Origin of the sequence: Planobispora rosea (assembly GCF_014648175.1) — a bacterium.
Classification (GTDB): Bacteria; Actinomycetota; Actinomycetes; order Streptosporangiales; family Streptosporangiaceae; genus Planobispora; species Planobispora rosea.
Genome location: NZ_BMQP01000054.1, coordinates 47,969 through 54,412 on the forward strand (window position 1 = coordinate 47,969; position 6,444 = coordinate 54,412).

6 protein-coding genes, 1 tRNA gene and 1 pseudogene are annotated in these 6,444 nt (G+C 65.4%); 3 read left to right on the top strand and 5 right to left on the bottom strand.

The features are described from left to right. Nucleotides 1-5 precede the first annotated feature (5 nt). A complete protein-coding gene (locus IEZ08_RS35035; protein ID WP_229803862.1) occupies nucleotides 6-1,136 on the bottom strand; it encodes a sensor histidine kinase in 1,131 nt (376 codons plus the stop codon). Nucleotides 1,137-1,324: 188 nt separating this feature from the next. On the opposite strand from IEZ08_RS35035, the gene IEZ08_RS35040 reads away from it, so the two are divergent. Continuing rightward, nucleotides 1,325-1,873 carry a hypothetical protein gene (locus IEZ08_RS35040; RefSeq protein ID WP_189243887.1) on the top strand — a complete coding sequence of 183 codons (549 nt, stop codon included), beginning with the start codon at nucleotides 1,325-1,327 and terminating at the stop codon, nucleotides 1,871-1,873. Between the two features lie 238 nt (nucleotides 1,874-2,111). Continuing rightward, nucleotides 2,112-2,187: transfer RNA gene (locus IEZ08_RS35045), tRNA-Arg, on the top strand. Nucleotides 2,188-2,544: 357 nt separating this feature from the next. On the opposite strand, the gene IEZ08_RS35050 is transcribed toward IEZ08_RS35045, so the two are convergent. Further along, entirely contained in the window at nucleotides 2,545-3,447 is a 903-nt protein-coding gene (locus IEZ08_RS35050) for a VOC family protein (RefSeq protein ID WP_189243888.1), read from the bottom strand. Nucleotides 3,448-4,175: 728 nt separating this feature from the next. Between IEZ08_RS35050 and IEZ08_RS35055 the strand changes: the two genes are divergently transcribed. After that, nucleotides 4,176-4,973 carry a type I restriction enzyme HsdR N-terminal domain-containing protein gene (locus IEZ08_RS35055; protein WP_189243889.1) on the top strand — a complete coding sequence of 266 codons (798 nt, stop codon included), beginning with the start codon at nucleotides 4,176-4,178 and terminating at the stop codon, nucleotides 4,971-4,973. A 258-nt stretch (nucleotides 4,974-5,231) separates the two neighbouring features. Here IEZ08_RS35055 and IEZ08_RS40720 read toward each other — a convergent pair. From IEZ08_RS40720 to IEZ08_RS35070, 3 genes and pseudogenes are all read right to left on the bottom strand, one after another. Then, nucleotides 5,232-5,456, bottom strand: a pseudogene (locus IEZ08_RS40720) (DUF2625 family protein); the annotation flags it as partial. 28 nt (nucleotides 5,457-5,484) lie between these two features. After that, nucleotides 5,485-6,012 carry a transposase gene (locus IEZ08_RS35065; protein ID WP_229803864.1) on the bottom strand — a complete coding sequence of 176 codons (528 nt, stop codon included), beginning with the start codon at nucleotides 6,010-6,012 and terminating at the stop codon, nucleotides 5,485-5,487. Beyond that, nucleotides 6,009-6,323 carry a helix-turn-helix domain-containing protein gene (locus IEZ08_RS35070; protein WP_229803865.1) on the bottom strand — a complete coding sequence of 105 codons (315 nt, stop codon included), beginning with the start codon at nucleotides 6,321-6,323 and terminating at the stop codon, nucleotides 6,009-6,011. Before IEZ08_RS35070 ends, IEZ08_RS35065 begins: the two co-directional genes overlap by 4 nt. Nucleotides 6,324-6,444: the final 121 nt, after the last annotated feature.

Here is a 6,444-nt window from a genome sequence, read left to right on the forward strand (position 1 = left end):
AACTCTCACGATCTCTCAGCGGTGGGGAGTACGGCGTGCACCCGCCAGCCCGTGTCGTGCGGCCCGCTCTCGGCGAGCCCGCCGACGAGCGCGGCCCGCTCCCGCATCCCGACGATCCCGGCGCCGGCGCCGGGAAGACCGGACCGTACCCCGTCGACGGGGTTGTCCACGGTCAGCACCACCTCGTCCGGCCGGTAGCCGACCACGATGTCCGCTTCCTTGCCGCCGTGCTTGAGCGCGTTCGTCAGCGCCTCCTGGAGGATCCGGTACCCGGCGAGGTCCACCGGCGCGGGCAGTTCCCTGGCCGCGCCGTCCACGCGGAACCGTACCTCCAGGCCCGCCTCGCGCGCCCGCTCCGCCAGCCCGTCCGCCTCGGCCAGCCGCAACCGGACCGCCTCGACCTCCTCGCCGTCCTGCCGGAGCAGCCCGATCATCGAACGCATCTCCGCCATCCCCTGGACGCTGTTCTCCCGGACGGACTCCAGCACCCGCCGTACGGCCGCCGCGTCCAGGTCCTTGCGTGACAACACGGCCGTGGACTGGATGGCGATCGCGCTGAAATGGTTGGCGATCATGTCGTGCAGTTCCCGGGCCATCCGGGCCCGCTCGGCCTGAACCGCCGTCTTCCGGTCCAGTTCCGCCAGGCGCGCCACCTGCTCGGCCCGGGCCCGCTCGGCCACCGCCTGGTCCTCCAGCTGCCGCATGAACAGCGCGGTGAGGACGGGGGTGACGCCGACGAGACCCGCCTGGACCAGCGCGATGGCGAAAGCCGCCAGATCACTGAAGATGAACCCGGCCACCGCGCCGCCGACCACGGCGATGACCGAGGTGATGCTGAGCATCCACCGGCCCAGCGGACGCGGGCCGTATCTGACGGCCGCGTAGAGGTTGTCGGTGACGATCAGGATCGTGCCCAGGGACGGGCCCAGCGCGAAGTCGCCGAGGAACGCCACGACCCCGAGGCCCAGGGCGAGAACCGGCCGGCTCCGCCGTACCGCGACCCCCAGGCACGTGATCAGCAGTGGGCCGATGAGCAGGTAGGAGGGTACCGGCCGGCGGATGTAGGCGTCCGCGGCGAGCAGGATGAGGCCGACGGTGAGGGACGCCGCCGCCCACAGCAGGTCGTTGTGTCTCACCCGGTCCAAGGCCGTCTCAAACGACCCCGTGTGCCTGACCCGCGCGGCCCGTCCCATGCCCTCCATCTCACCACCTCCGGACGGCCTGTTTGTCCAGCTCCGGTGCCGCTTGCCGTACATAAAAGGATGTATGCCGATTCATCAGCACGAACGTTGTTCGCGATCAGGTGTTCGGTGACGATTTCCCTATGATTCTTGCGATCATCATCGGCTGCGAGATCGCGTTCTGGGTGCTCCTCGTCCTCGGTCTGGCCTTCCGCTACCTGTGGGGGAAGCGTCGTCTCAGTACGGTGCTGCTCATCGCTGTGCCGCTGCTGGATCTGATCCTCCTGGCCGCCGCGGTGATCGACATGCGGGGCGGAGCCGTGGCCGGCTGGCACCACGGCCTGGCCGCCGCATATCTCGCCTACTCCATCGTGTTCGGCCACCGTACGATCCGCTGGGCCGACGCCAAGTTCGCCCACCGCTTCGCCGGAGGCCCCGAACCCTGGAAACCCCCCGCGGGCGGCAGGGCCAGAGCCCGCTACGAGTGGGGCGTATGGGTCAGGATCCTCATTGCGTACGGCATCGCGTGCGGCCTGCTGTTCGGACTGATCTGGCTGGTCGACGACCCGTCCAGGACGGAGGCGCTGATCCAGATCATGAGGGATCTGAGCAGGGTCCCGGTGATCGCCGCCATCTGGCCGGTGAGCCACACCCTGTTCCCGAAGAAGGTCCCCAGCGACTCCGCGGCATGACTTCCGCCTCGACGCCGCAGCACAGTATGAACCACCCGCCCCGGTCATGCCGGGACCATCATCACACCGCTCCCTCTTTACCTCGGCGGCACCGGCAACCGGAGTGCCGGCACGGGGAGACGGCGTGCTCCGGGGCACGCGGTGGCACGGACGGGAGCCGTTATTGGCTCAAGCACCCATGTCGGGTCTGGTAGAGTTCTCTCTGTCGCCGATCACCCCAGGTGCACGCGACAGGCAAGCGGCCGTAGCTCAATGGATAGAGCATCTGACTACGGATCAGAAGGTTAGGGGTTCGAGTCCTCTCGGCCGCGCCACACCAAGAAGGCCCTTGAACAGGCATTACGCCGTCAAGGGCCTTTCTGCTTTCTCGATCATTCGGTCTCTTTGCTAACCCCCTTGCTAACAGGGTGGCTCCCGGGTGGCTCCCCTCACTCACCCATCACCTTGGCGAACATGTCTGCCGGGTCTCGGGTCTGTCCAGTGAGTTAACGGCTCTGTCGCAGATTGGGGTGTGCGACAACGGCCGCACCAGCTGCAGCGTCTTCCGATGACGCCTCCGACTACACCGAGCACGTCGGCCCCTTCCCCACCGCCTGATGGGAGCTACCGGATCGGCCTCGCCGCTTGACATCCAACGTCCAGGGGAGGGGTGACCCTGACGCCGTGCCGGATCAGTCGTAGGTGGCGATCTCGATGAGGTTGTGGTCCGGATCCCGGATGTACAGGCTGGTGATCGGGCCGAGCGCGCCGGTTCTGGGGACCGGCCCCTCCTCGACGGGGACGCCCGCCGCAGCCAGGTGAGCGGCCACCTGGTCCAGGGAAGAGCTGGTGATCAGGCAGAGGTCGGCGCTGCCGGGCACCGGACGGAGGGCGTGCGGCCGGATCGCGTGCCCGGCCGCGTGCAGGTTGATCTTGCTGGAGCCGAAGGTCAGCGCGTGGCGGCCGTCACCGAAGGTCACCGGCTCCATTCCGAGGGCGTCCCGGTAGAAGTCGATCGTCCGGGAGATATCGGCCACGGTCAGGACCAGGTGGTCGAGGCTGGCGATGCGGACCGCGAAGGTCTCCTTGACGGTCTCCCAGGCGACCGGTGGCAGCAGATCCCGGTTGCGGGTGAAGAACGCGTGCAGCGCTGCCCCGTGCCGCGCACGGATGTCCGGGTTGTGCCGTACGACGTCGATCTCGTTCGCGGCTGTGATCAGGACGAATGCCCGGAGCTCGGCATCGGAGGGGTCCACCGGCCGGCCCGTGAAGCGATCGGCGAAGCGCAGGGCGGGATAGGTCGCCGTACGGTCGCAGGAGGCGTAGAGGTACACCAGTGCCTCGGCCCGGGGCCCGATCAGCTCGACCAGCGTAGCCCGATCGGCGAGGTCGAGAAGCCGCCGGTCGAAGCCGTCCGTGCCGTAGGTCGCGTGGCACAGTCCGGCCAGTCGCACCTCTTCGGCCGCTCCCCAGGCGTTGAGCTGGGCTGCGACGCGTTGCAGGTGCTGCAGGAGCGTTCCACCGGGGTGGGAGATCTCGGCGGCGCCCTTGGAGATGAGGAATGTCGTCGAATCCGTGAAGGTATCCGCTGTCATGACCCCGGTTATACGCCTCCGGGCGAACACCGGCGCGGGCGGGGCGGAAGGTAGCCATCGTCACCAACGGGACGGCGGACAACCAGCTCGGCAAGATCCAGCGGGCAGGACTGGCTGAGGCTGTCGACGCCTACGCGCTCTCGGGGCTCGAAGGGATCCGTAAGCCCGACGTCGCTCTGTTCGAGATCGCGGCCAAGCGCTGTGGGATGACTCTGGCAGCCGGGGGATGGATGATCCGTGATCACCTGGTCGCCGACATCGGCGGGGACGGGCCGCCGGCCTTCGGACGGTCTGGATCGACCGGGGAACGTGGCCAGACCAGGAACACGAGGCGGACCACGTCGTCACAGACGTACTCCAAGCGATGGAGATCCTCTCTTCACAGACATAGATGATCAAGATAGATCAATCGCAGGGGGTGGGGCTTCATCATGGGGAGGTATCGCGCCGGGTTGGACGGCGGGAGTTGCCGTAGGAGCGCTGTCAGGCTTGGCTCCCTTGCAGGATTGTCCTCATATGTATACAAACTAATAGTTTTAGAGTTCCCTTGTGAAGGGTTTGCTCCTGCTAGAGCATTTTGATTGATATCATCACTTTCTTGCCCATTGGTAACGTTCATCTAGTTGCATCAAGAGTCATTTCTGTATCGATTGAAAAGCGTCTGATGAGTTGATCTTTCGGGGCTGCTTAACCTGCCTTATCCCTACTAGAAGACCATGGGGGAAGACATGACTGAGCAGGCAGCACAGGCGATCGTCGGCGACGGGCAGGCCATCAGCTCGCCGGAGGCTCCCAAGGGGAGCGGAGGGTCTCCCGTCAAGAACAAGAGGGAGGCGGGGACGAAGGCTCTCCCGAAGTGGGAGGCTGATGCGCGGGACCGCGTGCGAACGGCGGTGCGTCGCTACTCCAAGCCGCTCGTCGACCTAGTGGCCCGTGACGCCAACGAAGGAGACACTCGCCTCCTCATCACGGACTTCCTATGCGAAGGGCTCGGATACGACAAGTACGAAGACCTCACCACGGAATATCAAGTCAAAGGTGAGTTTGCCGACTACGGAATCCGTATTGACAAGCAGCTAGTCGCCTTCATAGAGGTGAAACGCTGTAGCCAGAAGCTCAACGCCAAGCATCTGCGGCAGGTTCAGATGTATGCCGTCAATGAGGGTGTTGAGTGGATGATTCTCTCCAATGGGCAAGTCTGGCAGGTCTACCACATGACTGCGGGGCTGCCTGTGATCATCGACATGGCTCTTGAAGTCGACCTGCTCAGTGATGCCAGCTTGGCGGCGAAGACCGATGCACTCTTCTATCTCACAAAGGAAGCATTCAAACGTCGCCTCATCGACGATCTCTGGAGAGCACGGGCCGCGACCTCGCCGAAGTCCTTGGCGCAGGTGCTTCTATCTGATGTGGTGGTGGAGGCTGTACGCAAGGAAGTCCGACGCCAGACGAGTTACAACGCCGATGTCACGGAGATCCATCGAATCTTGCGAGAGGAAGTACTCCGGTCGGAGATACTGTCCTGAGTTGATAGGTGAATCGCTGATCCTTTGTGGCTGAGACGGTATCAATCCTCGTCGGGGACACATCGTGGCCGCACCGAGATCACGCTTCACGGCGGCCTGATGCGTGATCTTGCTAACGCGATTGCTAACAACAGGTCTGAACAGCCATGGACGGCCATGGACTGAGGAACCCCGGAGGGCCCGCCAGACCACTCCCAGAAATCGGCCGTGGACGGTCCTGGGCGATCGTGTCCTCACCCGTAATGAAGATGTCGCAGGTCAAGCGAGACCAGGGTCAGGAAGGCCGAGCCGCCGGGAGACCTCACTGCGCAGATCGAATAGCTCGGTCAAGTGAACAGGACTCCGATCGGTGGCGCTGATGTCGTGCTGGGCTTCGGCGGACCACAGGGGCGGAGCGAACGAAACTCCCTGATCGAGAGCGAGGGAAGCCGTCTTCTTCCACCAACCCGGCCAGCGGAAGCTCTCATAAAAACTCGTCAGCCGCCCTGGTACTGAGGTTGAAAGGCGGGTGTTACGGCGGTTCGAGGACGAAGCCGGTCTGAGCGATGAAGCCGTCCAGCAGGCCGTGGCGGTATTGCATCCGCTTGAGCTTCGTCTTGACCACCGCGGCGAGCTCGTCGGTGTCGCGGGGCGCGAGGTTGGCCAGGCCGCGCTTGAGAACCGACCACACTCCCTCGGCCGGGTTCAGTTCAGGCGCGTATGAGGGCAGCTGGAAGACCGTCAGCCAGGGCCGGGCGGTGATCGCCGCGCGCATCGCCGCCGACAGATGACGGCGATCGTTGTCCCACACCAGCACGATCGGCCCGCCGAGTTGCTGATGGGCGGCATCCAGCAGGGCGGCCAACTGCCTCGGACCGAAGCCCTTGACCTCGCCGGGACGCCCACGCCGGATCAGTGTCCGGTACATCAACCGGGTGCGCTGGCCGGGTTTGGCGCACACCAGGCCGGCCAGGCACACGCGCCCGTAGCCCTTGCCGGTCACGGCCACAATCGGCGTACGGCCGCGCGGCGCCCACGTGGTCGCCTTGGGCGGTCTCACGGTCTGTCCGGCCTCGTCTTCCCAGCACAGCCAGGCGCCCAGGTCGAGCGCTGCCCTTTTATGGCCGGCCACTGCTCGGCGACCCACGAGGTGATCACCTCCTCGTCGCGTTCGGTGGCGCGATGGATGGGGACCTGAGGACTCCAGCCCAGGCGGTGCAGCAGATAGGAGACCCCGCGCGGGGTGTAGTGCAGGTGAAACAGCGAGGCAATCAGGTCCGCGACGCGGGCTAGCGTCCAGCGCTGATCCTCGGTGTAGCCGTGCGCGGCCGGACCCCGCTCCAACTCCTCCATCAGCCGTTGCAGGCGCACCTCATCCAGGCGGCACCTCTCCCCGCCGGGGCCTTTAGAGGCCAACGCCTCATGAGCTTGCTCCGCTTTGGCGGACACCTTCGGTGTGGTGGTCAGGCCGCGACAGCGGCCTCATAGGCGG

Coding starts and splice junctions, on each gene's coding strand:
- IEZ08_RS35055 (WP_189243889.1), top strand. CDS start 4,176: ATGACTGAGCAGGCAGCACAGGCGATCGTCGGCGACGGGCAGGCCATC.
- IEZ08_RS35040 (WP_189243887.1), top strand. CDS start 1,325: ATGATTCTTGCGATCATCATCGGCTGCGAGATCGCGTTCTGGGTGCTC.
- IEZ08_RS35050 (WP_189243888.1), bottom strand. CDS start 3,447: ATGACAGCGGATACCTTCACGGATTCGACGACATTCCTCATCTCCAAG.